This is a genomic window from Gimesia panareensis (assembly GCF_007748155.1).
In the GTDB taxonomy this organism is placed as follows: domain Bacteria; phylum Planctomycetota; class Planctomycetia; order Planctomycetales; family Planctomycetaceae; genus Gimesia; species Gimesia panareensis.
The window spans coordinates 804,775-829,358 of the sequence record NZ_CP037421.1 but is presented as its reverse complement, the minus strand read 5'-3'; the positions used below and the strand labels follow the sequence as shown (position 1 = coordinate 829,358).

Genomic DNA, 24,584 nt, shown 5'->3' with positions numbered 1-24,584 from the left:
TGCCTCAAACTAACATCTTACCGTGAGGGAATATCATGAATCGACTTTGGAAACCAGTATTCTGTCTCGCCATCCTCGTCAGTCTGTCTGCAGCAGGTCTCATGCTCGCTGCCCGGGCCGATGACAAACCCAAAACCAAAGCCACGCAGGCACAAAAACCGGCCCCGCCGCTGGCCCCCATGGATTTACAGGCAGCAACCACTCAGACGGCCCCGGTCAAGCCGATCTACTTCCCGGAACCGACGCAATTCGAGAAAAGGTTTCAGGAACAACTCAATGAAAACGTCGACGCCGAGTTCGATGAAACCAGTTTGTCCTATGTGATGAAGTTCTATGAGGAGTCCACAGGCGCCAACTTTGTGATTTTTGCAAACCACCTGGGAGAGGAAGGCCTGACTGTGGATGAACCGATTACCGTCTCAGTAAAAAATGTTTCTTTGAAAACAGCGCTGGAACTGATCCTGAACCCGATCGGTCTGACCTACGTGGTCGACCGTGATGTGGTCAAGATCACGACACAGGCCAAAGCAGAAGAAGTGTTCAAAACGCGCGTTTACCCGGTCGGTGACCTATGCCAGACTCCCCTGGATTATCTGATCCTGGAATCGATCATCAAAAATACCGGCGTCGGCGATTGGCGAATGTTAAAAAGCGATCTCAATCCCCCTCAGCAGGCTCAAGGCAGCTCTGGTGGTGGTTTTGGCGGGGGAGGCGGCTTTGGTGGCGGCGGGGGCGGCGGGGGCGGATTCTTTCAGGTAGACCAAGACAAAGATATGATCGCATTACTGGACGCCAACAATTATGAAAACCCCACCGGTGGAGATGGAACCATTCTGGTCATGCCTCAGAGCCGGTCCCTGGTCATCTGCCAGACCTATCATGCCCACACCGCGATCGTCGAGTTGCTCACCCAACTCCGGCAGGCACGACTGGTCAAAGACTGAGATCAGAATTCCCTCTGGCGAGGGAGCGCCAGAGTAGACGTCAACAGGAACACTTTGAGCAAATCAGAATCGGAAATGACTCAACTGAGGAAACCCATGCTACCACAACTAAAATATCGCATTTTCTGCATCCTGGGACTGCTGGCTTGTGGCCTGGTTATCACTGCAGATGCGGAAGAAAAACAGAAAGCCAAAAGCAAACCGACTGTAAAAACTTCAGCACAGAAACCGCTGGCAGCCGCAGGCAAGCTACAACCACTCTTCTTTCCGCCGCTCACCCCGCGCGAGCAGATCCTGGCGAATGCCCTGCAGATGCCCTCCAATGCCGAGTTCAACGAGGTCCCACTGAAAAATGTGATCCAGTTTTACAGCGACTTACACAAAGTGCCGATCATCATTCAGAAAACCGATATCGTGCTGAATTTAGATTTGTCAATCGACCTGCCGATCACGGCCAACTTTTCTGAACTCAGTCTCCGGGACACCCTGCTGCAGATCCTGGAACCACTGGACCTGACGTTCGTGGTGGAACGGGACATGATCCAGATCCTGACACGGGAGAAAGCTTCGCAGCTGTTTAAAACACGGGTCTACCCGGTGGGTGATCTCTGCGTGCTGGAGGAAGACTATCAGGCACTGGCCGATGCCATCCAGAACGCGAATCTGGGCGACTGGAAACAAGTTCGCTTATCGGCACCAGCCGCCGGCACTACCAGAAACCAGCGCCCTGAAGTCCCCCAACAGGGCGCCGGCCGTGGTTTTTTCTACGTCCAGAGCATGCTGCATCTTTCCCCTGCGGACCGGGCAGAAACAAGCGGTCTCTCTCCCATGTCCTACTTTCAGGAACCGGGGGGCACGATCTCGATCGTCACTCAGTCTAAGTCACTGGTGATCAGCCAGACTTATCATGCCCACAACGGGATCGTCCAACTGCTCGAGCAGTTGAGACAAGCAAAGGCCCTCAATCAATAGTTTAGAAAACCATCAGGCTTACATGGCAACAAGCCTTTTCATCAACTCAGGAGCAACAGATCGATGGAGAAACAACCGAAACACTGGCAACAACGTTTATTGACAGCAGGCATCTGGACTCTGGCTGTGGCATTTTTCGCCTTGTCGGTTCAGGCAGATGACAAGCAGCAGAAACCTGAGAAAGCAGCCAGACAGCCAATCGCTTCCGTGGTACCTCAACCCACTTTTTATCCGATATTAACCGAACACGAGCAACGTGTCGAAGATGAACTGGTTAAGGAGACGACAGGGAACTTTCCAGAAATCCCACTCCATGAAGTGATCACTTTTTTTTCAGAACTGCATAACATTCCCATTCAGATTCAGAAAAAAGATCTGGAAGAGATTGGTCTCTCGCCCGACGAACCAGTCGACGTCAATCTCAAAGATATTTCTCTCAAAAATGCACTCGACTTCATTCTGGAACCGCTCAATCTCACCTATGTGGTCGACCACAACATGCTGTTGATCACCTCCCGGCAGAAAGCAGAACAGATATTCAAGACGCGCGTCTATCCTGTCGGAGATCTGTGCAGTTCCAGTCCCGAAGACTACGCTGTCCTGGAAGCAGTCATTCTCAATGCCCGTGTCGGGAGGTGGAGCCCGGCGGTCATGGAGCAACAGATCTCAGGCTACCCGGCACCCTACAACAAAGCCGGCAGCAATTCACTCAATCTGAAGGGAGGCACCATCTCCGGTTATCCCCAGAGTCAGTCACTGGTCATCACCCAGACCTACCATGCCCAGAAAGCAATCGAAAAACTACTGGAAGACTTGAGAACAGCCCGGGCTGCACAGCAGAAAGCGGCCAACAAACAGTAAAGGTAAAACAGGAAGCAGGCCGAGGGGAGCAGCCCGCTTCCTGAAGAGGCCTGGGGCCTTTCAACACTATTTTCCTCCGCTGGGAGTACGGCTCATAATATAGGAAAACAGGTCTTTGACTTCCTGATCGCTCAGGTTTTTGGTCAGGCCGTCCGGCATCAGCGAGAGATCGAGGGCCTTGAGGAACTCGATCTCATCTTTGTTGATCAGGACCGTCTGACCTTTCACATCTCGCAGAGTAATCGTCTTCGTCGTCTGTTCGTCGATCAGACCGGTCACCGTCCGTCCGTCGTCGGTCACCACCAGGAAGTTCGTAAACTCCTCGCGGATCGCGGCACTCGGATCGACGACCGCCAGCAGCATGAAGTTCAGGTTGTCCCGCTCATAGCCGGTCAGCTTCGGTCCCGCCTTGCCTCCTTCACCATACAGTGTATGGCAGGCGGCACACGTCTTGTTGAACAGTACCTTACCAGAAGAGAACTGCCCGCCCCCCTCTTTCACCAGGCGGGCCACACGTTTCATCTCTTCCTGCTTTTCCGCGGGGGTACTGCCGCGCACTTTGCCCCAGTGCTTCTTGATGCTGGCCTTGATCTCGGGATCGTCGTGCAATGCCATCTGTTGAACCACATCCAGCGGAATCGTATTCGCCTTGATCCGCCAGGCATCCACTTCATTCAGAAACTGCTTGCTCCACGCCTTACGGCTGGCCAGAACCCGTTGTGCCGTACTTCGCACATCGTGCTCGTCCAGCAGAGTACTGTGGTAGCGGGACAGAATGTTCTTGCCGATACTCGGATTGTCAAAGTTCATCAGCGCCTGCAAGGCCACCCGCTTGAGCGAATGTGTGTCGGCACCGCGGGAAGACAGAATTGCGGTCAACGGACCGATGGCCGATTTGTTCTTCAACTGCCCCAGGATCTCGATATAGGTCAAACGGGTCGGCCGATCTGCTTTGGGATCGGCAATGATTTTCAGCGCCCGGCTGGTCGCTTCCTTATCCCCCAGTCGCAGTGCCAGCGCGAGATCAGATTCGCCCAGGCTCTTCTGATATTCTGCCAGCCCTTTGCTGAGCTCTTCCGGCAGGTTGTCAATCTTCTGGCCCCGGAACGCTTCCAGCATCCCCACCATCAGCTTTTCCTTGTGCTGATCAGAGGGAGCCAGCTTGAGCAGTTTCGCGCACATCGCGTAATTCTCATCGCCCCCCGCCATCGCATACCGCTGCATGATGCGTTCCAGAATCACATCCTGCACCATCTTGACCTGCCAGAACTCCGGTTTGGAGAACAGTTTCAGCACAGCTTCCCGATCCGTGGTCGCTTTGCTTTCCAGCGACCACCACAACAGCAGCGGAATATGCAGGTCTTCCCGATCTTCTTCGCGCTGCAGCAGAACTTCGGTAATCGAGAGCCCTGCTTCTGCAGGGAACCGTTTCGCCGATGAGGCCAGCTGTGAACGAACCTCAGCATATGGCTCGGTCTGTGCCAGTTCGACCAGCGATTTTGTCAGCTGTTTCGAAGCCTGGTGCCGGTCGCCGAGCAGACGAATCGTCCAGCGACGTACATGCTGATCCCGGTGCCCCAACAGTTCCAATGCGAGCTCTTCGTCGAACGCCCCAAGCTGATTCAATGCCCAGAGCGCTTCCAGGGCCCGGTCATCGCTGTCGCTTTTCGCAATCTTCAACAGGGCCGGCACCATTGACTGATCGCCCCGTTCCCCAATCACCTGCACCGCTTTCTGACGGAACCACTTGTTGGAGTGGCCCATCGTTTCGATCAACTCGGCGTTGGACAGCTTCGACAGGTCGAATGGTTTGATCGGCGTGAAGTTTTTCGGTTTGAGACGATAGACCCGACCGCTGGTTTTGTGCCAGTTGTCGCGCGGATCCACGTGCGTCAGGCGACTGTCATACCAGTCTGCCAGATAGATACAGCCATCCGGTCCAACTTTGATATCCACCGGACGGAACCAGCGATCCTGCGTGAGCACAATCGGCGGCATGTCCTCGGTCCGATAGGTCGAAGTATCGGGAATCAGGTTGCTGGCCATCACGCGGTTGTGCAGTGAATTGGCAGCAAAGACCGCACCGTTATATTTCGGCGGAAAAATGCCCCCTTCATAAATCGAGAAGGTCTGGCTGAAGCGTTCCTGGTAACCTTTGTGCCGCATGTGTTCGTAATAGCCGAAGGCATACGGGTTCGTCAGCGGCCCGTGTTTGCCCCAGTTCTTTTTGGCGTATCCCCCCTGGGCGTAATGCATGCCGCGAGTGCCGCCATTATTCGTACCGGAAAAGACGCGGCCCTTGGAATCGATTTCCAGGCTGAAAGTATTCCCGCCCCCTTCCGCGTAAATCTCGAAGATCTTTGTTTCGGGGTGATACCGCCAGATATTCTGCCCTTTGAAGTGCACCTGCTTCGTAACAGCCGAGCTGACCGTTCCCGTCGTCGTACTGCCGTTGGCCCCATACAGCCAGCCGTCGGGTCCCCATTTGATGCTGTTCGCGACCGAGTGCGTGTCTTCCAGGCCAAAGCCCGAAAGATGCACTTCCGGATCGCCGTCCGGAATGTCATCTCCGTTCGCATCGGGATAGAACAACAGGTAGGGAGGATTCAGAACCCAGATCCCGCCCTTGCCCACAGTGACTGACGACACAATATTCAGTCCGGTAATCACGTCTTTGATTTTATCGAACGTCCCGTCTCCATCCGTGTCTTCCAGCACCGAAATTTTATCCGCCCCTTTGACGTGGTTCGGCGGTGCCTGGGGCACTTTATCGAAGACCGCCCGCAGATACTGATCGTACTTGATGACCTTCAATCCCGCCGGGAAGGGATACTGCAGGTATTGCACGACCCACATCCGCCCCCGCTGATCGAAGCTCATATACAGAGGCTGCATGACTTCGGGCTCGGCGGCGATGGTCTCCATTTCAAAGTCCTTCTGCACCTGAAACAGCTTGACCGCCTGTTCGGGGGGAGTCGGATCCGATTCATCGCCGACTTCTCCACGCCCCTTGAATGATTTCATCACCTTGTCGACCTGCTCGTTCCCGGCCAGATCTTTCTTGAACCGGTCGCGGCTGATCTTGCCGGCTACGTCGACCTGCGGCGGTTCCTTTTTCAGGCACCAGTAGATCGCATTCACCAGCGTGTGTGTGAAGGTGTTGATTTCGAAGTCGCCCGGATGCCCCAGAGACGTATAGAACACGCGCGATTTCTTGTAGGTATTCGTCCAGGCGACCGGCATCTGCACCGGCTGACCTTCCACATTCGACAGCCCCCGCAGCAGCGTCTTGGTCGAACTTTTCAGATTGATGCTCTTATACATCGAACCTTCGCTGCGGAAATATTTGTTGCGAACCGTCGCCATGATCGGGTCCTGCTCGGCCCGCAGCTGCGTGGTCACATCCGTTGGTGTTTTGTTTCCGAAATCGCCTGCATACTCACCCCCCAGCACTTCTTTGTCGAAGTCCTTCCATTCCACGTACCCTTCCGCCGGCTTTCCTTTGCTCAAAGCGAAACCATGACTCGACGTCCGGAGTGCCACCAGCGGCTTACCGGCATTCAGGTAATCCTGAATCAGTTTCATCTGGGCGGCAGGCAGTGTTTTGCGGCGGACGCTCAGGAACAGCAGGTCGGCTTTCTTAATCGCTTCCAGCCCGGGGAAGGAGTTGGGATCGTCTTTATCCGGAAAGATGAACTGCGTGCGAAATCCGAGTGGCTGCAGATGCGCTTTGGCAAACGCGGGCAGGCTCTCGGCAGTCTTATAACCCTCTTCCCCGATCAGAAACAGAATCAGCGGATGATCTTCCGGGCTCGCAGCCTGCTGTTGTTTCGGAGCTTTCTCTTCACCCGACAGCGAGAAAAAGGTCAAACCGCAAAACAGCAAAAAAACAGTCAGGGAACAGACGTGCTTCAGACAGGCTCGATTCGGCATGGGGAAATTCTTCGTGAGAGACAAAACTAAAGGAAATTAAATAATTGGAGTGCTTCATCATAACAGCCCCCCAAAGGCTCTGTCACCCGACAAATCTGTTTTTTTGTGAAGAACCTGTGGCCCGTGTCCCACTACAAAAACAATCCGGCCTTATTTTACATAAGTACCAATATTGCTAATGTTTATCAGAGGATTCCTGTGGTGGATTCTCAATCGGTTCCCCCGGGTAACGATGCACAACCAGGGTCCCGGCACGAAACGCAATCGGCAGGTTCCAGGGAAACGTTGTTTTGAGATGCTCCGGAAACGCGGGTGGGTACGCGCTGGGCCCTTCCGGGCCGACCTCTTTCGCCTGGCTGACGAGCAGCCCTCCTGCCATCAGGTTCGACAGCACAAACCGCTGCGGACTGTTCCTGAGCGTTTTCAGAATCAGCGGCCGCCGGGAGGGATAGAATTCGAGACAGCTATGCGTATAAACATAACGCGTGGAGGGTTCGAGATTCAGATCCAGATACAGGTGAATCATGTCATTACTGAAACAGGTCACCTCGCGGTCCTGAGCCTGTTGCGATTTCAGAAATGCGGCGACCCGTTCCATATCTTCCCAGTCCGGGTACGGAATCCGTGCCAGCTGATTGCGTATCGCCCCGGTGCTGCCCTGCTCCAGGCAGGCGCTCCATAAACGAAGATACGCCGGTTTCGTCACCGGAGAAAACCACAGAGCCGCCACCAGAAAACCGCCGGTTAAAATCCAGCGGGTCAGACGGGCGCGCCGGGTACAGTGAAATGCATAGACCAGCAGCGTCATCCCCAGCAGCATGGGCGGGAAATGCACATAGTCAAACGGATGCTGCAACAAGACCACCTGCAGGATCCAGGCCAGATACAATGCTGACAACAAACGCAGCCTGAGTACAACTTGAGGCGGTCGTTGCGGATCCTGTCTGATCAACAGCACCAGGGCCATCGGGACCGCGACCAGATGAATGAGGATATATGGAAAAAAGCGAACCGCCAGATTGAGGAAGACATAATAGTGGTTGCCAAAATTCCCCTGGGTCAGGTATTCCCGGTTCCAGTCCAGCTGCATTTCCAGAAACCAGGGCCAGGTACCAGTGAAGTACAGCCAGCCGACGCCCAGCGCTCCCGCAATCAGTCCGCCTGTCAGCAGGCCCCCCAGATCGCTCCAGACTTTTTTTCGGAGCGCAGGATTGAAAAGCGAACAGAGCCAGACCGCCAGTGCGGGAATCACCACATGCGGCTTCAACCAGACCCCCGCACCCCAGACCAGTCCTTCCAGCGTCCCGAACAGAAACAGCGATCGCGTGACAACTGCTGCCTGAGTACTGCGCTGAATTTGAGCCCAGCGCAGATTCAGCGCAACCGCGGCTGGCAACAGCAGCCACAGATCGCGTTGCACATGGCACCACTCTGAAACCGAGTAGTAAGCCAGGAACAACAGCAAGCCGACCTGAAACCGGACCGCAGAGACAAACCGGGTCAGACAAAACACTGTGAGACAGAAGACCAGCAGGTCGAATACCCGTAGTACCTCGGTACTCCAGCCAGCCAGCGAACGCACCAGGATGTGAACCCAGACCACACCGGGGAAGTTCGGCTCGACCATATCGCGATAGAGCATCCCGCCTCGCATCACAGTCCGTGCCTGCAGATCGTAATAAGAAACATCATTCGTCACAGGCATGCAGATCAGCTGCGGGGTCGCTGCCACCAGCAGCAGGATCAGCGCGCCCAGAGACAGAGTCGATGTATTCCAGCGCGCACCGCGATCGGAACTCTCTGTGTCAGGAATAACAGGGTTGGCGGTAGACATCATCTTAAAAGCCGAATGGAAGTATCAGTCTTTGCATGTGCAGCAGCATAATGGATAATCGTGAATGTCATCCTAAACAGACAGACAGACCTTACACCAGAATTTTTGAAAGCATCCTCTCCAAATGGCACGAATTTACCAGCTCCTGTTCGCTCTATGCTGGTTACTCGGCTGCTGGCTGGCCATGATGGGTGTACATGAGTCGGGACACGTCCTGGGAGGCCTGCTCACCGGAGGGGAAGTCGCCCGTGTCGTCTTACATCCCCTGGCGATTTCCCGCACGGACCTGGCCGTCAATCCGCACCCAGCAATTGTCGTCTGGGCCGGGCCGCTGATCGGCGTGCTCCTGCCGCTCTGCCTCTGGATCGCAGCCCGTTTGTGGAAGTGGCCGCAAGCGGCACTCGTCCAGTTCTTCGCCGGCTTCTGTCTGATTGCCAACGGCGCCTATATCGCTGGCGGCGCCCTGGAAGGCATCGGCGATTGCGGCGTGATGCGACAGACCGGCTCGCCACTCTGGCTGCTGTGGAGCTTCGGCCTGGTGACGATACCCGCCGGTTTCTGGCTCTGGCATCGCCTCGGTTCACTCCGCGACTGGTGGCAACATCCGGAACGCACGACGGAGCAAAGCACCTGGATCATGCTGCTGGCCGTCATGACAATGGTCGTGCTGATGGCCTGTTTTTCTGCCTGAGAACCGTTTCCAGTTTGCCCGCAGCCTCTGCTTTCTGGTATCTTGGAACAGTCACTGCCACGCTTTCTCAGGGAGAATCTTCTATGTCCACGCTGTTGAACCGTCGTCAAATGCTGGGAGCCTGTGCCGCAGGTGCCTCTGCGCTCTGCCTGCCCTCCCTCACCCAGGCGAAGCCCGCCAATACAAAAATGAAAACCTTCACCTTTAAAAAAGTGGGGAACCTGGAAATCAAGGCGGACGTCCACCGGGCCGATGACAACAAAACGCGGCCCGTGATGGTCTGGTTTCATGGCGGCGCACTCATCGTCGGACATCGGGGCGGCGTGAGTGGCCGTGTGCTGAACGACATGCTGAATGCAGGCTACACCGTGGTCTCTTTCGATTATCGTCTCGCCCCCGAAACCAAACTGCCCGAAATCATCGCCGACCTGGAAGACGGTTTTACCTGGCTGCACGAGCAAGGACCGGAACTGTTCAATGTCGACACCAGCAAAGTCGCTGTCTCCGGCGGATCCGCGGGGGGCTGCCTGACCATGATCGCCGGCTACCGCGCCAAGCCCCGACCCACAGTCCTGGTTCCCTTCTGGGGTTATGGCGATCTGATCGGCGACTGGATCGGCAAACCGAGCCCGCACGCCCGGCACCAGACCGATTTCACTAAGGAGCAGGCTTACCAGCAGGTCGGCGGAACTCCGATCGCCGATTCCCGCGACAGCAAAAAAAATCGGGGGGCTTTCTACCAGTACTGCCGCCAGCAGGGTATCTGGCCCAAAGAGGTCGCCGGCTGGGATCATCACCGCGAACCGGAAAAGTTCTATCCCTACATGACGCTCAAGAACGTCACCAAAGATTATCCCCCCACCCTGATGGTGCACGGCACGAAAGACACCGACGTCCCCTACGAACAGTCCGTCCTGATGGCCGAACAGCTCCAGCAACACGGCGTCGAACACAAACTTGTGACCATTCCGGGAGGCGAACACGGTCTGGCAGGCGGCGACCCCAAACTGATTGACGATGCCTACCAGCAGGCCTTTCAATTCATGCACGAACGGGTGAGTTAATCCCTGAATCAGGGGAGTTTATCAATAAGCCAGCAGAGGCTCTCAATGAACTCACGTCTGTCTGATGCCTTTCGCGCCTTTGCCGTGCCGGAGTGCCGGGAAACATCTCCTTTGTACTGCAGTCTGACGGAAGCGATCGCCGCAGACGCAGAGATGCTACAGATCGCCGGTCAGGCACGAGACGGGCAGCCGGTGCCGAATCTCCTGTTTGCGGCAGTGCATTATCTGCTGGTCACCAGCCCCAATCATCCACTGGCAGAATACTACGCGACCTGCACACCAGAACCGAAAGATCCCACACAGGCATTCCCGGCGTTCAAAGATTTCGTACTCAGCCATCAGCAGGAAATCGTCGACTTGCTGCAGACGCGACTTGTTCAGACCAATGAAGTCCGCCGCTGTGCCTGTCTGTTCCCCGCATTCATGCATGCACTGCGGCACTTTGATCCTCAACCGCTGGCCCTGCTGGAGATCGGCTGCAGTGCCGGCCTGAACCTGCTCTGGGACCGGTACCGCTACGCCTATGATGACAGTGGAAAAGAGTATGGGGATCCTACTTCACCGACGCTGATCAGATCCGAATTTCTCGGCAAGCGACCGGCGGGTTTAGACGATTCCCCACCTCTCGTCACACAACGCATCGGCGTCGATCTGCATCCCATCGATGTCACCATTCCCACAGAAGTCGACTGGCTGCGGTCCCTGATCTGGCCCGAACAGCACGATCGCCGACAACTGCTGGACGCCGCGATCCGACAACAGCAGGAAGTCGAACTCGACCTCCGCACCGGCGACGGCTTTGCAGATGTCTGCGCGATCGCAGCTGAGATCCCGCACGACACCCTGCTCTGCATCTATCACACGCATGTCGCCAATCAGATCTCCCGAGAGAAACGGGAAACGTTCCTGGAAACAGTCCGCGAGCTGGCCCATCACCGCGACCTGCTGCACCTTTACAATAATCTGCACGACGCCCATTTGCGGCTACAGGTTTTTCGCAGGGGAATCCTCACCCGACAGACACTGGCCAACACCGACGGGCACGGCCGCTGGCTGGAGTGGCTGGCGTAAAGAATTCGCTCTTAAAAAATTGAAACGAATCGCATCCACAAATAAAACTGTTACAATTCAAGCTTTGAAACACAACACCATGAATCCAGCTGACTTCGCAAAATTCGTTCAACAACTGCGCAGCCAGGACTCACAAACTTACGAGGACGGCTATCAGTCGATCTCGGGACGTGTGGATGAAGTCCTGGCCCCCCTGATTCAACTGGCAGAGAGCGAATCGCCGGGCCAGATGCGGGGGCGGTTTGTCGAACTGATCGGCCAGTCGGAGACGCCTGAAGCGATTGAATTCCTGGCGGGTGAACTGCAGAGCCCCTCCAAGAAGGTGCGCATGTGGGCTTACAGCGGCCTGGCAGATTCGGAATCTTCCGTCGCGAATGCCATCGCAGCCAAATTCAAAGACGAAAATCCGGAAGAAGAATTTCTCTGAACTCTATCAAGACGATGGAAACCGCGACACTTTAAACTCAGTACGAAGTAGATACATCATGGAGATCAGCAACAAAATCATCATCGCCGGAGGCACCGGCTTCCTGGGACTGAACCTGGCCCGTTCTCAGACCGAACGGGATTATGAAGTGGTCATCCTCGGCAGAAACCAGCCTCAGACAAAGGGGGACTGGCGCTATGTGAACTGGGATGCCCGCTCTCTCGGACCGTGGGCCAGCGAACTGGAAAACGCGACCGCAATCGTAAATCTCGCCGGCCGCACGGTCGACTGCATCAAAACACCCGATCACTGTGATGAAATTCTCCGCTCGCGGGTCGAAGCGACGGACATACTTGGAAAAGCGGTCCGGCAGCTCGATTCCCCGCCGCCGGTCTGGGTGCAGATGTCGACAGCCCATCGCTACGGCGACCCGCCGGAATGTATCTGCGATGAAGATTCCGCCTTCGGTTACGGGCTGGCCCCCTTTGTCGCACAGGAATGGGAAGCCGCCTTCCAGCGCGCGGTACTCCCCGACATGCGGCAGGTCATCCTCCGTACGAGCTTCGTCATCGGCCGCTCTGGCGGTGCCCTGCAGCGACTGGCGAAACTGGTCCGCTGGGGACTCGGTGGGACCGTCGGCCATGGTCGACAGGGTATGAGCTGGATTCACGAGCAGGACATGAACCGCCTGTTCCTGAGAGCGATCACCGATAACTCGATGCAGGGCGCTTATCTCGCCACCGCACCGCAACCAGTTTCGAATGCCGAATTCATGCGCGCCCTGCGGAAGGCATTGAAGATGCCCATCGGACTTCCCGCCATGAGCTGGATGGTCCGTCTCGGTGCACCGCTGCTGATGCGCACCGATCCCGAACTGGCACTCTACGGTCGCTACTGTGTCTCCCGGCGTTTAAGAGAAGAGAATTTTGAATTCGAATATCCCGATCTGGATTCGGCACTGGTAGACCTTTATCGATAACATTTTCCCGAATCCAACATTTTTTCTGCAGGACCTGGTCACACTCACTTCTGCTCGCTCGTCATCCTGTTGAACAGACCTTATTTCTCTTTGACAGGAGTCAGAATCATGAGCGAACGCAACTATCTGCAGGAAATCGCAGATTTCGAAACACACTATCAGTACGAAGCGGACTTCATGCGCGAACTGCTGGCCGAATCCCCGGACGGCTATGCGAAGTTCGCTGAAATCCTGCCATTGGCCCGGCATCGGGAGCGGCTGGATGCGGAAGCGTATTTCATCGCGAAGCTGGCAGCGATGCAGGTCGAGGACTGTGGCACCTGCCTGCAGCTCTGTGTCCGTTTTGCGCTCGAAGCGGACGTTCCCCGCGAGATCGTGGAAGCGGTTCTGCAGGGGGGCAGCGGACTTTCAGAAGATCAGCGGGATCTGTATGATTTCGCCGTGCAGGTCGCCAGCTCCTCTGATCTCGAACCGGGTTTGCAGCAGCGGATTCAGGACCGCTTCGATCGCGGACAGCTCCTGGAACTGGGGCTCTGCATTGCGACAGCCAAAGTCTTTCCGACCATCAAACGGGCCGCCGGTTACCTCACAAGCTGTCGCCTGATGGAAATCGAAGTCTGAGCAGTACCCTGACCACGCGCATGGATCCGGAAAGGAGAGTCCCGCATGACCGCCGCAGCGTTAGCGACATTTGAAGCCGCCCGTGCGCAGCTGATCGGCCTCGCCTATCGGATCACCGGCTCCCGCACCGAAGCGGAAGACATCGTCCAGGAAACGTGTCTCAAATGGCTCGCGGCGGACCAGGCGGTCATTCAGGTGCCCCGCGCCTGGCTGATGAAAGTCGCCACGCGACTCTCGCTCGACTATCTGAAAAGTGCCCGCGTGCAGCGCATGTCCTATATCGGCCCCTGGCTGCCTGAACCATTCCTCGCGGATGTACAGACGCCAGAAGAAGAACTGGAACTGGATGAGTCGATTTCGATGGCGCTGTTGGTCCTGCTGGAACAGCTTTCGCCGGCGGAGCGGGCCAGCTTCATTCTGCACGATCTGTTTCAATATCGCTTCGAGGAGATCGCCGACATCCTCGATCGCTCGGCAAGTGCCTGTCGCAAACTGGCGAGCAGGGCCCGCGCCAAAGTCGGCCGCCAGGATCTGCAACCAGAGCTCACCCGCGACGCCCACCTGCAGATGCTCAACGCCTTCACACAAGCCGTCAAACAGGGAGAGACCGCACCACTGGTCTCCCTGCTCCAGGACGAAGCGACGTTCGTTTCAGACGGCGGAGGCAAGGCACTCGCTGCACGCAAAATCGTTCGCGGTTCCGCTCTGATTACCCGTTTCTTCCTGAAGACCGTCCGCCCCGCTCTGCTGGCAGCAGAAAATCCCGACCCGGAGATCGTCATTAAGATCACCTGGTTCAACGGCGCACCAGGATTGATTATTTATCAGGCAGGTCAGCCCGTCTCCGCCTTCCAGTTCCAGGTGGCGCATAACAAGATTCAGAACATTTATGTGTTACGAAACCCGGATAAACTGCGGCTTTTTCACACTTCCTGATCCGCCTGCCAATTCGTCTCTATCGTAACCGACTGTCATTTCAAGAGATACACGGCAACAACTCTCATTCCTGGCAGAGGAAGTACCTTAGGGAATATCCCTTTACTATACATTCTTTCGTATAGGTATTTTATTAAATAACGCTTATTTTACTGGCTCTCAGATGATGACTCCGGTTAATATTATGAAAATATCTTTAAGAAAGTAGTTCACAGATTCGACAGTTTTCCGATCGATTCTGAGCAGGCTCGCGTTTTCATTTCACCGGAACTGGAGTTAATTTGATGCTGAAGTCTTTTAAAAGGCAGCGGGGTTTTACCCTGATCGAACTGCTGGTCGTGATCGCCATTATCGCCATTTTGATTGCCCTGCTCCTGCCGGCAGTGCAGCAGGCACGCGAAGCAGCCCGACGATCCACCTGTAAAAACAATCTGAAGCAGATCGGCCTGGCGCTGCATAACTATCACGATTCTCATCGAACCTTTCCGATTGGCTCTCAGGTCTCCTACTACCGCGCCAACTGGCGTTCTTCGATCCTGCCCTTCATTGACCAGGCACCCGCTTACAATAAACTCACACAGCAGGCTCACTCCCAGCACGGCTTTGCAGCCGGCAGTGGAAACTCCGCCTCCGGTTACAACACCGACAACGCTGTGCTGAATAACCTCTTCATTCCCGTTTACAAATGCCCGTCCAGTACCGCAGATGCCTTCTACACCGGCACGAGTCCGGTTTCCAACAACGGAACCACTTCTCCCAACGGTTCCCTCGGGAAAGAGACCGGCATGACGATGGATTACGTCGGCATCAGCGGTTCCTACCTGAATGCAGCCCCTTACAGCTCCGGCTGTGGTGCAGCTTACGGGGGTTACTGGTGTAACAACGGGATGATGCAGATCGGCAAGGTGGCCCGCATGCGTGACTGCAAAGACGGAACCTCGAACACGATGATCATCGGCGAAGATTCCGGACTGGTCAATAACAAAGATTACCGCAGTAACTACTACGGCGGCTGGGCCGGTCACATCGGACTGACCAGTTGGGGAACCGGCGTCAACACCATTCGCTACAGTCCCAATCCCTCCACCGCCCCCGCAGGTGGAGACCAGACCTACACCCCCAACAACCCGCTGACCTCCGAACATGTCGGCGGGGTTCACGCTCTGCTCGGTGACGGTGCCGTACGGTTCCTTTCGAACAACATCGACATCGAAACCCTCCGCAGACTGGGTATGCGGAACGATAATTTCGTACTCGGCGAGTTCTAAAGTAACACGGGAATCATTCATCACGAATTGATCAACAAATATTCTATCTGAAATAAAACTTCTGATATCCACAACAGCCGATGCACGTGACAGACGACATCGGCTGTTGTCATACATAATCCACTCGGAGATCCATGAACATGCTCACTCATTCTACTCGAGCGGGACTGAACCCCGCCCCGACGCTTTCTCGACTGACGCTCTGCCTGCTGCTCACCGCTCTGGTCACCGGCTGCGGAGCCGGCGTCGATGAAGTCCCCAAAGGCACGGTCAAGGGGACCGTCAAACTGGATGGCAAACCCCTCTCGGGAGCCCGGGTCAATTTTACCTCCGGAACAGCCGGCGCCGGTGCCTACGCCGATCTGCAGCAGGACGGAACCTATGCGATCTCCGATCCCATCCCGGCGGGAGACTACAAGGTCTATCTCTCCTCTCCCGGTCTGGGGGATGCGCCCCCGGATGAATCGGGCAACCAGGAACTGAAAGACGCCTTGAAAGGCGTTCCCGAAAAATATCAGAGCGATCAGTCAACCGACCTGCAGACGGTCATCAAAGAAGGCGAGAACACCTTCGATATCGACCTCAAGCCCTGATTTTGAGGAATTTCCAATTTCTTAAGAACGCTGATTTTTTCCGGAGATTTTTTGCTTTCAACGATTTTTCGAGTGTATACTGTTAGTCAGGATTGAGAGCAGGTTGTCTTATTTCGCAGTGAAAGGAAACAGCTGCCGGCAGACAACCCTCTTTCCTGAGACGATTTTGATTCCTGATTCTGGTGGAGAAAACAGACATGGCGATCATTACTGCGGGCCATATTTTTCTGAAACGGCCCTATGGAGTCGCAAATGCGACAGCGCTCAAGCAAGTGCTCCAGAATCAGGGGAGCGAATTATACGCGTCCCCTGATCAACGCTACTGGGAACTGATCAAGAACCAGTTGATCATCACCATCAGGGTCCAGCCGATCACAGAACTGCTGGACCAGTGCCAGGACGAGCTCAAACTGCTCGGACTCGCCCCCGATGATGTTCCCGAAGTCATTACGGTGGAAGGCCTGACCGAATCCTTCGATCACTGCCAGTCCATCACCGACCAGCTCGCCGTCTCACTCTCCGGAGTGACCCGCGGCGCGGAACATTGCCACTGAGCAAAATTGACTGACCATGGGTTGAGTATCTGACAACTCCTGTTTTGTCGGGAGCTGAGAGAACGTACCACCAGAATTTTCAAATCCTCGTTCTTTTATGCCTCCTTTTTTCTACCATTCAGTCTCCCCTCATCGCTATAATTAATTTTTGATGAAGTTAAGCTCGCCCAAGATTCCTGCCTGACAAGCGTCTGCGATCCCTCCTGGATCCAGTCGAATCATTCCTTCACAGCTGTGATCTAGCGACCGCTTGCTTTCCCGATAGCAAGTTTTACCCCCCCTACAATGAAGTGCAGGTACACTATGTTTTCAGTTTGCGTTCGCGCTCCGTTTGCGCTGATCTTGTGTGGATTGACTCTCCTCAGTGGCTGTGGTGGTTCCGCAGAACACATCGAGCGGGCCGCCGTCAAAGGCACCGTCACCTATGATGGCAAGCCTCTGGCCAGCGGCAGTATTCTGTTTGTCCCCGATGTCGATGCCGCCGGCAAACCGCTGCGTGGCAAAGCCGCCCAGGCCATCATTACCGACGGCACCTACTCGCTCACAGCTGAAGAAGGGCCCACGGTCGGTAACAACAAGGTTCAGATCTCCGCCACTCGCAAGACTGGCAAGTTCCAGGAATCGGACGGCCAGAAAATCGAAATCGAACAGCAGTACCTGCCCGCGAAATACAATTCCAGCACCACACTGAGCCACGATGTCAAAGCCGGTGAAAACACCGCCGATTTTACGCTGGAAGCCAAATAACATTTTCATTCACCGTTAACTGAATCCTTTCAGATTTTTTAATTTCCTTATAGTAGATGGATCAACCCAAACTATGAAAGCATTGTTTCTGAAACGCCGCCAGGGATTCACGCTCATCGAGCTGCTGGTGGTCATCGCCATTATCGCCATCCTCATCGCCCTGCTGCTCCCCGCCGTGCAACAGGCGCGCGAAGCAGCCCGCCGCTCCACCTGTAAAAACAATCTGAAACAGATCGGACTGGCCCTGCACAACTACCACGACACCTACGGCACCTTCCCGCCCGCCTCTGTCCGTCGTCAGGGCGCCGCCTCTGAATGGGAAACCAGTATGATCAGCTGGCAGGGACGTATCCTGGCCTTCATGGATCAGGCTCCGCTCTACAACCAGATCGACTGGAGCATTGAACCCGGCCGGACAGGCAGCAATACCGCCGCCATGAAAAATGAACTGCCCGCTTACCGCTGCCCCAGCGATCCCGGCGACCGCGGAAAGACCGGACAGTCCGGCTACGGTCCCACCAACTACGTCACCTGTACCGCCAATACCGGAGGTTACACTGCCGGCGGTGGTACCTATCAGAACAACGGACGTTCTGTCATGTTCCTCAACAGTATGACCAAGATGCGGGACCTCGAAGACGGTTCCTCCAACACCATGGTTGTTTCCGAATGTACCGTGGGTCATCTGTACGCCAACATCAATGCCACCTCCGGAACCACCTGTACCGGCACCGCCGATCAGAAACTCCGCGGCTACTCCTGGTTCTATGCCCAGTCCATGCCCGCCTGGAGCTACACCACACTGATCGGCCCCAACTCTGACCTGCTGGAATGTGCTCAAAGCACCGGCGGTTCCGCACTGCTGGGAGCCCGCAGCAAACACGTCGGCGGGGTACACACCCTGTTCTGTGACGGTCGCATCCAGTTCATTTCCGAAAACATCAACCTCGGAAACCTGGCAGAACCTGGGTCACAAATCAGACGGGAACATCATCGGCGAGTATTAAACTCGAACGGGATGAATCTTAAGGATCGCCGCGGCCAGGGAAAGACCTTTTCCCTGGCCGTTTTTTTTCGTCCCTGTCTGTCCGTACCGGTTCGATTGCCCACCCAGGCTCTGGTATTTTCAAATCCTCATTCTTTTATGCGATCTTTTTCTACACACAGGTCTCCATCCAGCGGTATAATTAACAATCGATGAAGTTAATCTCGCCCTGATATCTCACTGCTTAGAGCCCCCAGAAACCTGCCCTCAACCAGCCGGATCCTCTCCGCCAACAGCTGCTATCTTCAGCCAGATCACCTTCACGCCAATATTTGACCCACCTGATTATTTGAACTGCAGGCACGCTATGTTTCATTTTTCCGGTCCCACTCCCCCTGCGCTGATTTTCTGTGCATGGCACCGCTCTGGCGGCTCCCGTGAACAGATCGAAACCGTACCTGCCTGCGCCATACCATGACAGATTGCATTTTTCACGTATCGTTGACTGATCTTATCAGATCTCTTTTCAACTCCTTCTCAAGGGATAAATCAAAATTATGAAAGCATCATTTCTGAAGCGTCGCCAGGGATTCACTCTCATTGAACTGCTGGTCGTCATTGCCATCATCGCAATTCTGATCGCACTGCTCCTGCCCGCCGTGCAACAGGCGCGCGAAGCAGCTCGTCGCTCCACCTGTAAAAATAACCTGAAACAGATCGGGCTGGCTCTCCACAACTACCACGATGCCTCCCTCACTTTTCCCGCGTCCCACATTCGGACCGTCGCCAACAGCTGGCTCTCCAGCCAGATCGGCTGGCAGGCACGCATCCTGCCATACGTCGATCAGGCCAACCTCTACAACATGGTCGACTGGAGCATCCAGCCCGGTAACACCGGCACCGCCAACACCACGGTCATGAAAACGGAGCTTCCCGTTTACCGCTGCCCCAGCGATCCCGGAGACCGGGGTTCGACAGGACAGTCCGGCTATGGACCGACCAACTATGTCGTCTGCTCCGCCCAGTATGGCGATTTCGCAGCCGGGGGCACCGCCTTTGCTGACAACGGGAAATCTATCATGTTCCTCAACAGCGCCACCCGCATGCGGGACATCACCGACGGAACCTCCAACACCATGATCGCCTCCGAATGTAAGGTCGGCTACGAATACGCCAGTGCCAATGCCACTTCCGGCACCGTCTGCACCGGCACCGCCAACCAGAAACTCAGAGGATACACCTGGTTCTGGGGACAGGCCATGCACATGTGGAGCTATTCCACACTCATCGGCCCCAACTCACAATTACTCGAATGCTCCAGTGGTACCGGCGGTCCCGCTCTGATGGGCGCCCGCAGTACCCACGTTGGTGGAGTTCACGTTCTGTTTGCTGATGGACGGATCCAGTTCATCTCCGAAAATATCAACCTCGGAACCTGGCAGAACCTGGGTCACAAATCGGATGGTAACATCATCGGCGAATACTAAGCCCGACAGACTGCCATCTTATTGAACGTCACGGCCAGGGAAAGACTGTTTTCCCTGGCCGTTTTTGATTTTTCCTTCACTCTGCTTTGGGAATCACCGCCAGCAGAATGTGCGAAGGATGCGCCGCATCGTGGTACACCGTATTGATCGCGGTCTGCTTCAGACGATTGTCATTCAGCGGCTCACCCGTATTCGGGTTCACATCAAACCGCGGGAAGTTACTGCTCGAAATATCCACGCGGATCCGATGCCCCTTCTTGAAGACATTCGAAGTCGGATACAGCTTGATCGTCACCGGATAGATCTCCCCTGGCTCCATCAGCTTTTCCTCTTTCAGTGAATCGCGGAACCGCGTCCGGATAATCCCGTCCCCGATATTCAGATCAAACCCGCCCGGGAAGTCTTCGCTCGGCGGATACACGTCGACCAGCTTCGCCGTGAAGTCCGTATCTTTCGCGGACGAAGAAATCCAGAGTTTCACTGCCAGTTCTCCGGTCACTTCCAGATCCTCTTTCAACGGTTCCGTCTGAAAGACCAGGACATCATCCCGGGCTGAGAGCGGCGTCGGATGCGTGAAGTTCCAGATCTTCTCATTCCCCTTCTGATCCCAGCCCCCCTGCACCAGGATGTCATTCCCGCTCGAAATGTTTCCCCCGATCGTCGGCACCGGATGATCCGGATCGAACAGCAGGCTGGTCTTCGCTACCTTCACCTCCGGTGCACTCGTCCCCAAACCGCCTTCAGGCTGCAGGTGAAATTTCGTGTAAACGGTACGCTTCAGCGGCCACTCCTGCTCGTTCCGCCAGTAACCGCCATGATTCAGTTTCCCGTCCACGGTCTTAGAACCGTCGCCGGTCCCCATCACGAAAATCCGCACCGACGTCTGGAACGGGGCCGCTTTGCCGACGCTGTTCTCTTTTCCCTTCAGCCAGTGATCGTACCACTCCTTCCGCCAGCCCAGGGGATCCGCAATCGCTGCTGCTTTCCCGAACGTCACTTGCCCATGTGAGTACGATCCCTGCTGCCCGTGAATCCAGGGCCCCATAATCATATACACGGGACCTTTGATCGTTTTTGACAGCACCTGGAAGTTCGCGGTGTTGTTGCTGCTCCACGAATCGTACCAGCCACTCACCAGGTACACGGGGATATCCTTGTACTTCTCCGGGTAATCGATGATGTTATTCTGAATCCAGAAGTCATCGTTGGCCCCGTGCTGCATCCCCGCTACCAGCCAGTCTTCGTATTCGCCAGCCAGCTTCAGCGGCGTCATCCCTTTCCGCAAAGGCAGACGCTTCAGATATTCCATCCGGTTCTCAGCCATCTCCTTCAGCACCGCGGCGGTTCCGGCATCGTGCGACTGACGGCTCCCTTTACCGGCGTTGAGATAAATCCAGTTCCAGAAACGCAGTTCGAACGCCCCACCGTTCCGCATGCTGGCATAGCCCAGGTTCGACATCGCATCCACGGGAATCACCGTCTTCAACTCGGGCGGCTTCTCCATCGCCAGCGCGTGCTGTGTCCCGCCAACATAAGAAGTTCCGATCATCCCGATCTTCGCGTTTGACCAGGACTGCTCACCAATCCACGCTGCGGTATCAACACCGTCCCGACCATCGTCGGTCAACATGTGCCACACCCCTTCCGAGGCATAACGGCCCCGCGTATCCTGGGCCACGAACGCATAACCATGCGAGGCATAATACATGCCCGACGTCTTACAGCCATTCTTGTTATACGGACGACGCTCCAGAATCGTCGGCAGTTTCCCGTCCAGCACATCCCCGTCTTCCACCGGCAGATACACATCAGTCGCCAGCTTCACCCCGTCCCGCATGGGCACCATCACATTCTTTCGCACCTCCACCGCATACGGCCCCCGCACAGCAGCCAGCACAGGCAGAGTCGAGATCAGTAACGCGAACAGTGCAACAGTAAATCCAGCCAGGGGACGGCGGAGGGAACGACAGGCAGGCATGATCAAATTCCTTCTTCAGGAGGCAGGCAGCATCGAATTCGCGATGCTGAATAGTATTTAGAAACCCTTACCAGCAGGCTACTTACCCGGTAATTCATTGTCAATCAACGACGACAAATGCCCTCTTCCCATCTCGCCGTATGCCACTGTTGGCTTGCTCAACAGTGATCGAGAAATCTTACCCTACCAGCAACTGAGCGGCACGGCGCCAGCCGCCGGTATTTAGAATCAGCGCTGGAGATTTTACCGGTGGCTAGCGCCATTCCGCTCAATTCAAAAAGGTGCTCCCGGATGCAATCCGGGATTGCCGCAGGCAACAAGAGGTCACAGTACAAACAAACAATCCACAAACCAGCTCACTCACCTCTTCCGCAGGAAGCAAACCCATCTGTCCGCCTGCCGGGTGCCGATCAGATCTCCACATCCTGTGACACACTGAACTTCTCTCACTCCCACCTGAACAGACTCCCCTTGATTTGCACATTCCGAATCGTATGTTGGTCCAAATCTGGCTCGCGCGCGAGGCCGGTGCTCCGTCCCCTGCATGTCAGGAACAACGGACGAAACAACACCTGAATCGCCGTCGATTTTCACTGAGTTTTCACCTGACAGTAGCGAATCGGTTCGCCCTGTTTCCCCCTTCGAAGCTGGCCACATCGGGACAAAAACCAGGACAAACCGGGACAAAATCCCGGCCAGAACAGGACAAAAACCGGCCACAAAAGGACACAAATCTGTCTTGACCCCCACACGTCTTTCCGCAAATTTTATTTTCATCATGCTGACCTTTCGAATTAATAAATTGATCAACGGGTGGCACCTGTCGGCTTGTCCGACAGTGCCGATCATCAACAGGATCTGCCACTTAAAATCATTCATCATCAATGTCGGGTGGCACTCAACGCGGGTAACGACTTTTATTCAAGATAGATTTTCGCCAGTTTTTTTTGATCCGTTGTTGCCTGAATGATAGTTGGTTTTCCGCATTGCCGTTTCCTTTTCTTACACGGATGTCCCCGGCTTGCTTTTCTGTTATTCGGCCGTTTTTCTTCGGCGAGCACGGATTGCGAAAGCAGGTCGGTTAATGGCGCCCATTGCTGAGCATGGCAGGCAATTATCGTGACAGCCTGAGAAAACACACGAATCACTTTGATCGGACTGAGTTTTTTGAGATTCGTTCCCTGCTTATGCAACATGTCTTTTCCGACAAATAACGCAACCCAGATTCCGATCAGAGTCCAGTTTAATTCTGTGATGACATTTACAGGCGTCTGGCAACATAGCTTGCTGCGTTCACAGGATTGTTTTACTGAGCGGAAGAAAACCTCAATCCCCCATCTTTGACGATATAATTTACAGGCACATGCATCGGTCATTTCTAATTCGTTGCTCACCAGGTAGATCTTGTTCCTGCCATTATGGATCTGGAACAGACGCAGGACCAGCGGGCTTTGGTCTCGACGCTGCATAGAGTCGGGCCAGTAATAGACGAAGCCATCACGAATTTTCAACTGACCAAGTGATTTTAACAGGGTTACGTTCGAACCAACACGAAACAGGAAAGAATGCCCTGACTCCATGATGGCTGACCACAGCGGAGCACCTGTATATTGCGCATCCCCAACCAGTCGGACATTTTCTGGAAGGGATTCCAGCATTTCCCGGGCCGCAATTCGCTCACTGCCAGCTGCCCCCTGAATACACCAGCGAAACGGTAACCCACTGCCCAGATGCCAGAGCACGGTCGTTAACAGTTGAACGGTTAACGCCTTGGATTCATCGGCTTTTTTGCGGTATTTCGCCGACCTTCTATGATGGATCCCTGGTGCAAATTCACGCTGATTGGCTGCTGAGCGAGGCGCAGAGAACTTGGTGGCATCCACGGCCAGAGTGACTTTGCCTGCTGTGGTTCGATAGCCCTTCCATTGTCCCAGTTTTGAGGAAAGATGTTGAATCACCAGATCCACCAATGGCTGTCCGTAGTTCGCCAGAGCTTTCATCAGCCCTTGTCGTGTCACTGTCGTCGAAACCTGAAAGAGCTCACCGGCAACCGTGTAGGCCGTTTTTACCCTTTCGCCAAGTGTTCCTTTGGCAGTCCAGCCCATGCAGAGAATGGCAACCGCAGCCAACCAGCCCGGATCCAGAGAGGCATTGCCGTGACGTACCAGGGAAGACGTTTCGCAGGGAATCAGCCTGTCAAAAATCGCTTTCATTGACTGAATATTTATGCGAAGATGCTCGGTATCTTGATGCGGCATTCCAAGAGTCCTTTCTTGGCATGAGTGCAATTTGGTTAGCACCTGCATTAAACAACCTAACGGTTGTCCGCATCAAGATTTATTTAACTTACACAGAATCGTTACCCGCGTTGGGTGCCACCCGACCGGTGCCATCTGTCGGCTTGCCCGAACAATGCATTTAAAATGGGTAGCCCCGAATGCAATTCGGGGTGAGCGCAGCGAACAGGAAACTGTCAGTGTTGCATTCATCGAAAGATCACCCGGCTTTGCTCTCACACAGCTTAAAACAAACTCGGAACGAAAGAGATCCGTTCGCCGGGTGCCACTGTCGGCTTGCCCCAATACTGTTCGGCTCACGGTTTGCAGTTGATTGTGGATTGCAGCTTAACTCTTATGAAC

Annotated in this window: 20 protein-coding genes; 16 read left to right on the top strand and 4 right to left on the bottom strand. The window is 55.0% G+C overall.

Annotated elements, in window-relative coordinates; translation table 11 throughout:
* Window positions 1-35: 35 nt before the first annotated feature.
* The 3 genes from Enr10x_RS29830 to Enr10x_RS03175 all read left to right on the top strand — a co-directional run bounded on the left by Enr10x_RS29830 (window position 36) and on the right by Enr10x_RS03175 (window position 2,777).
* Window positions 36-944: an STN domain-containing protein gene (locus tag Enr10x_RS29830; RefSeq protein WP_197994574.1), complete on the top strand. Its 909-nt coding sequence runs from the start codon at window positions 36-38 to the stop codon at window positions 942-944.
* A 96-nt stretch (window positions 945-1,040) separates the two neighbouring features.
* Window positions 1,041-1,916 carry a hypothetical protein gene (locus Enr10x_RS03180; protein ID WP_145103949.1) on the top strand — a complete coding sequence of 292 codons (876 nt, stop codon included), beginning with the start codon at window positions 1,041-1,043 and terminating at the stop codon, window positions 1,914-1,916.
* 63 nt (window positions 1,917-1,979) lie between these two features.
* Window positions 1,980-2,777 (top strand): hypothetical protein, encoded by a 798-nt coding sequence (locus tag Enr10x_RS03175; RefSeq protein WP_145103946.1) that lies wholly within the window; start codon window positions 1,980-1,982, stop codon window positions 2,775-2,777.
* A 66-nt stretch (window positions 2,778-2,843) separates the two neighbouring features.
* Here Enr10x_RS03175 and Enr10x_RS03170 read toward each other — a convergent pair whose 3' ends face one another.
* Entirely contained in the window at window positions 2,844-6,710 is a 3,867-nt protein-coding gene (locus Enr10x_RS03170) for a PVC-type heme-binding CxxCH protein (RefSeq protein WP_145103943.1), read from the bottom strand.
* A 175-nt stretch (window positions 6,711-6,885) separates the two neighbouring features.
* A complete protein-coding gene (locus Enr10x_RS03165) occupies window positions 6,886-8,547 on the bottom strand; it encodes a hypothetical protein (protein ID WP_145103941.1) in 1,662 nt (553 codons plus the stop codon).
* A gap of 121 nt (window positions 8,548-8,668) precedes the next feature.
* Here Enr10x_RS03165 and Enr10x_RS03160 point away from each other — a divergent pair, with 121 nt between their 5' ends.
* The 13 genes from Enr10x_RS03160 (at window position 8,669) to Enr10x_RS03100 (ending at window position 19,967) form a co-directional block, all read left to right on the top strand.
* Window positions 8,669-9,235 (top strand): M50 family metallopeptidase, encoded by a 567-nt coding sequence (locus Enr10x_RS03160; RefSeq protein ID WP_145448122.1) that lies wholly within the window; start codon window positions 8,669-8,671, stop codon window positions 9,233-9,235.
* Between the two features lie 83 nt (window positions 9,236-9,318).
* Complete coding sequence (locus Enr10x_RS03155; protein WP_145448121.1) at window positions 9,319-10,299, top strand: alpha/beta hydrolase; 981 nt, start codon at window positions 9,319-9,321, stop codon at window positions 10,297-10,299.
* Between the two features lie 45 nt (window positions 10,300-10,344).
* Window positions 10,345-11,370, top strand: coding sequence for a DUF2332 domain-containing protein (locus tag Enr10x_RS03150; RefSeq protein ID WP_145448120.1), 1,026 nt, complete (start codon window positions 10,345-10,347; stop codon window positions 11,368-11,370).
* A gap of 79 nt (window positions 11,371-11,449) precedes the next feature.
* Window positions 11,450-11,797, top strand: coding sequence for a HEAT repeat domain-containing protein (locus tag Enr10x_RS03145; RefSeq protein ID WP_145103930.1), 348 nt, complete (start codon window positions 11,450-11,452; stop codon window positions 11,795-11,797).
* A 58-nt stretch (window positions 11,798-11,855) separates the two neighbouring features.
* Window positions 11,856-12,776 carry a TIGR01777 family oxidoreductase gene (locus tag Enr10x_RS03140; protein ID WP_145448119.1) on the top strand — a complete coding sequence of 307 codons (921 nt, stop codon included), beginning with the start codon at window positions 11,856-11,858 and terminating at the stop codon, window positions 12,774-12,776.
* Window positions 12,777-12,884: 108 nt separating this feature from the next.
* Window positions 12,885-13,397 carry a hypothetical protein gene (locus tag Enr10x_RS03135; protein ID WP_145103925.1) on the top strand — a complete coding sequence of 171 codons (513 nt, stop codon included), beginning with the start codon at window positions 12,885-12,887 and terminating at the stop codon, window positions 13,395-13,397.
* Between the two features lie 45 nt (window positions 13,398-13,442).
* Window positions 13,443-14,333: an RNA polymerase sigma factor SigJ gene (gene sigJ / locus Enr10x_RS03130; RefSeq protein ID WP_145448118.1), complete on the top strand. Its 891-nt coding sequence runs from the start codon at window positions 13,443-13,445 to the stop codon at window positions 14,331-14,333.
* Between the two features lie 284 nt (window positions 14,334-14,617).
* Window positions 14,618-15,601 (top strand): DUF1559 domain-containing protein, encoded by a 984-nt coding sequence (locus Enr10x_RS03125; protein WP_145103920.1) that lies wholly within the window; start codon window positions 14,618-14,620, stop codon window positions 15,599-15,601.
* A gap of 140 nt (window positions 15,602-15,741) precedes the next feature.
* Complete coding sequence (locus tag Enr10x_RS03120) at window positions 15,742-16,194, top strand: carboxypeptidase-like regulatory domain-containing protein (RefSeq protein WP_197997463.1); 453 nt, start codon at window positions 15,742-15,744, stop codon at window positions 16,192-16,194.
* Window positions 16,195-16,391: 197 nt separating this feature from the next.
* On the top strand, window positions 16,392-16,748 hold the full coding sequence (locus tag Enr10x_RS03115) for a hypothetical protein (protein WP_145448116.1): 357 nt from the start codon (window positions 16,392-16,394) through the stop codon (window positions 16,746-16,748).
* Between the two features lie 303 nt (window positions 16,749-17,051).
* Entirely contained in the window at window positions 17,052-17,495 is a 444-nt protein-coding gene (locus Enr10x_RS03110) for a hypothetical protein (protein WP_145448115.1), read from the top strand.
* 73 nt (window positions 17,496-17,568) lie between these two features.
* Window positions 17,569-18,696: a DUF1559 domain-containing protein gene (locus Enr10x_RS03105; protein ID WP_315851849.1), complete on the top strand. Its 1,128-nt coding sequence runs from the start codon at window positions 17,569-17,571 to the stop codon at window positions 18,694-18,696.
* Window positions 18,697-19,037: 341 nt separating this feature from the next.
* Window positions 19,038-19,967 (top strand): DUF1559 domain-containing protein, encoded by a 930-nt coding sequence (locus tag Enr10x_RS03100; protein ID WP_145103910.1) that lies wholly within the window; start codon window positions 19,038-19,040, stop codon window positions 19,965-19,967.
* A gap of 76 nt (window positions 19,968-20,043) precedes the next feature.
* On the opposite strand, the gene Enr10x_RS03095 is transcribed toward Enr10x_RS03100, so the two are convergent.
* Both Enr10x_RS03095 and Enr10x_RS03090 read right to left on the bottom strand, forming a co-directional pair.
* The gene (locus Enr10x_RS03095; RefSeq protein ID WP_145448114.1) at window positions 20,044-21,945 is read right to left on the bottom strand and encodes a CocE/NonD family hydrolase; all 1,902 of its coding nucleotides are present in this window, start codon (window positions 21,943-21,945) and stop codon (window positions 20,044-20,046) included.
* Between the two features lie 917 nt (window positions 21,946-22,862).
* Window positions 22,863-24,203, bottom strand: a complete 1,341-nt coding sequence (locus Enr10x_RS03090) for a transposase (RefSeq protein ID WP_197997309.1) — start codon at window positions 24,201-24,203, stop codon at window positions 22,863-22,865.
* Window positions 24,204-24,584: the final 381 nt, after the last annotated feature.

Coding starts and splice junctions, on each gene's coding strand:
- Enr10x_RS29830 (WP_197994574.1), top strand. CDS start 36: ATGAATCGACTTTGGAAACCAGTATTCTGTCTCGCCATCCTCGTCAGT.
- Enr10x_RS03180 (WP_145103949.1), top strand. CDS start 1,041: ATGCTACCACAACTAAAATATCGCATTTTCTGCATCCTGGGACTGCTG.
- Enr10x_RS03175 (WP_145103946.1), top strand. CDS start 1,980: ATGGAGAAACAACCGAAACACTGGCAACAACGTTTATTGACAGCAGGC.
- Enr10x_RS03170 (WP_145103943.1), bottom strand. CDS start 6,710: ATGCCGAATCGAGCCTGTCTGAAGCACGTCTGTTCCCTGACTGTTTTT.
- Enr10x_RS03165 (WP_145103941.1), bottom strand. CDS start 8,547: ATGATGTCTACCGCCAACCCTGTTATTCCTGACACAGAGAGTTCCGAT.
- Enr10x_RS03160 (WP_145448122.1), top strand. CDS start 8,669: ATGGCACGAATTTACCAGCTCCTGTTCGCTCTATGCTGGTTACTCGGC.
- Enr10x_RS03155 (WP_145448121.1), top strand. CDS start 9,319: ATGTCCACGCTGTTGAACCGTCGTCAAATGCTGGGAGCCTGTGCCGCA.
- Enr10x_RS03150 (WP_145448120.1), top strand. CDS start 10,345: ATGAACTCACGTCTGTCTGATGCCTTTCGCGCCTTTGCCGTGCCGGAG.
- Enr10x_RS03145 (WP_145103930.1), top strand. CDS start 11,450: ATGAATCCAGCTGACTTCGCAAAATTCGTTCAACAACTGCGCAGCCAG.
- Enr10x_RS03140 (WP_145448119.1), top strand. CDS start 11,856: ATGGAGATCAGCAACAAAATCATCATCGCCGGAGGCACCGGCTTCCTG.
- Enr10x_RS03135 (WP_145103925.1), top strand. CDS start 12,885: ATGAGCGAACGCAACTATCTGCAGGAAATCGCAGATTTCGAAACACAC.
- sigJ (WP_145448118.1), top strand. CDS start 13,443: ATGACCGCCGCAGCGTTAGCGACATTTGAAGCCGCCCGTGCGCAGCTG.
- Enr10x_RS03125 (WP_145103920.1), top strand. CDS start 14,618: ATGCTGAAGTCTTTTAAAAGGCAGCGGGGTTTTACCCTGATCGAACTG.
- Enr10x_RS03120 (WP_197997463.1), top strand. CDS start 15,742: ATGCTCACTCATTCTACTCGAGCGGGACTGAACCCCGCCCCGACGCTT.
- Enr10x_RS03115 (WP_145448116.1), top strand. CDS start 16,392: ATGGCGATCATTACTGCGGGCCATATTTTTCTGAAACGGCCCTATGGA.
- Enr10x_RS03110 (WP_145448115.1), top strand. CDS start 17,052: ATGTTTTCAGTTTGCGTTCGCGCTCCGTTTGCGCTGATCTTGTGTGGA.
- Enr10x_RS03105 (WP_315851849.1), top strand. CDS start 17,569: ATGAAAGCATTGTTTCTGAAACGCCGCCAGGGATTCACGCTCATCGAG.
- Enr10x_RS03100 (WP_145103910.1), top strand. CDS start 19,038: ATGAAAGCATCATTTCTGAAGCGTCGCCAGGGATTCACTCTCATTGAA.
- Enr10x_RS03095 (WP_145448114.1), bottom strand. CDS start 21,945: ATGCCTGCCTGTCGTTCCCTCCGCCGTCCCCTGGCTGGATTTACTGTT.
- Enr10x_RS03090 (WP_197997309.1), bottom strand. CDS start 24,203: ATGCCGCATCAAGATACCGAGCATCTTCGCATAAATATTCAGTCAATG.